This window comes from Serratia plymuthica NBRC 102599 (assembly GCF_001590925.1).
Lineage (GTDB): Bacteria > Pseudomonadota > Gammaproteobacteria > Enterobacterales > Enterobacteriaceae > Serratia > Serratia plymuthica.
On the sequence record NZ_BCTU01000063.1, the window covers coordinates 1 to 1,290 of the forward strand.

General features: G+C 39.6%; 3 protein-coding genes. All 3 read right to left on the bottom strand.

Annotated features, from left to right (window positions below):
- On the bottom strand, positions 1-138 hold a 138-nt coding region (locus SPL01S_RS24980; protein ID WP_255212464.1), incomplete at its 3' end, for a DUF3289 family protein.
- A gap of 166 nt (positions 139-304) precedes the next feature.
- The gene (locus SPL01S_RS24125) at positions 305-772 is read right to left on the bottom strand and encodes a DUF943 family protein (RefSeq protein WP_062869957.1); all 468 of its coding nucleotides are present in this window, start codon (positions 770-772) and stop codon (positions 305-307) included.
- Positions 756-1,290: YPO3983 family protein (locus SPL01S_RS24130; protein ID WP_155729021.1), on the bottom strand; the 535-nt coding region annotated here is incomplete at its 5' end. The genes SPL01S_RS24125 and SPL01S_RS24130, both read right to left, overlap by 17 nt.

Consider the following 1,290-nt stretch of genomic DNA (forward strand, 5'->3'; position numbering starts at 1 on the left):
GCTTAAATCACCGCAGCGCATATCCTCCGCGCCATAGTCGTCCATTCTTTTTTGGGTTTTGAATATAGTGCAGGGAAACTCTAGTGCTGACATGGTGATACATTCCTTGTGTCGTCGTCCATTGCGGTCCTTATCCATGGATAATAGGTTGTGACCGGTTGCGGTGTAAATGTTGAGCAACTCTCCCTGCCTGCTTACCGAAAGGGAGGACAGGTTGTGCCATTTTCTCTCCGTCGGGGTAACGCCTGGCGTAAACGGGAAAAAGTGAGAATTCTCTTACTGTCTCTATACGATAAAGTAAATTTTATTTGTGTTGTATTTTTACTATCTCACCATTGTGGTCTAAACGATAATCGCTGCCATCATATACAACAAAGGTAGTACCCATGTTTCTACTATGGTCCACAGAGAAAATTGCATTTTTATCAATGCAATTTTTCTGTGTTTTCATATCCTCAAAACATAACCTGTCATACTTACCTTCTTCCTGATACCCTTCACCAAAGTCCCAAAATATTACTGTGTAAAAACCATCCGAAGCAGGTTTGGGTATGTTATATTTCTCTTTCAATATCCCTTTGTTTTTTAGCCACCAGTTTATCTTTCCTTTATCGGTAAAAGGAAAGTTTCTTACTAAAACAGAACTGTAGTTATTTCTCTGATGGATGGATATGATTTCTACTGGACGTGATGATAACCAGAATAAATAACCAAGCAGAGCGAAACCAATCAGTGATAGCACTGCTGGGATTTTTTTATTTTTTTCCTTCATTCCGTCCCCCGGTAATTTCTACAGTGGCTTCCATATTAGTCATAAAGGGTTTAAATCCAAAAATATTGTATCGCTGAAGTACAAACCAGATGCGGAAAAAACGGAGCCGGTTAAATTTCGATTTTGAAATATCGTTACAGTCAAGGCCGAAGTGATCCTGTACTTTGTAATGCAAAATGGCTCGGTAACGGTTATTATCAATCTGTAGTGACTTTACTGTGATATGAGTTGCCCAAGTGTCGTGGACAGTAATTCCCATACCATTAAAATTATCCTGGAATCTGTCAAATTTAGGTAATCGCCCAAAGGATACTGCATCCGTTAATCTGCCATCATTATCTAACGGATAACATCTATTCTCCCAGTCTATATTTCTGTCAAAAGCAGTTCCTAACAAAAGACGTGTGCTATTTTTAGAATTGTCACTAAGAATATGCTTCTTCAAAGCCGCATCCAGATGCGTACTGGTGAAGGGCGAACCCTGGCCATTCTGCATATGGGTGATCATCTTTTCGATT

What these genes read in the sequence shown, in the direction of transcription:
- SPL01S_RS24125 (WP_062869957.1), bottom strand. Translation starts at nt 772, where the DNA reads ATGAAGGAAAAAAATAAAAAAATCCCAGCAGTGCTATCACTGATTGGT.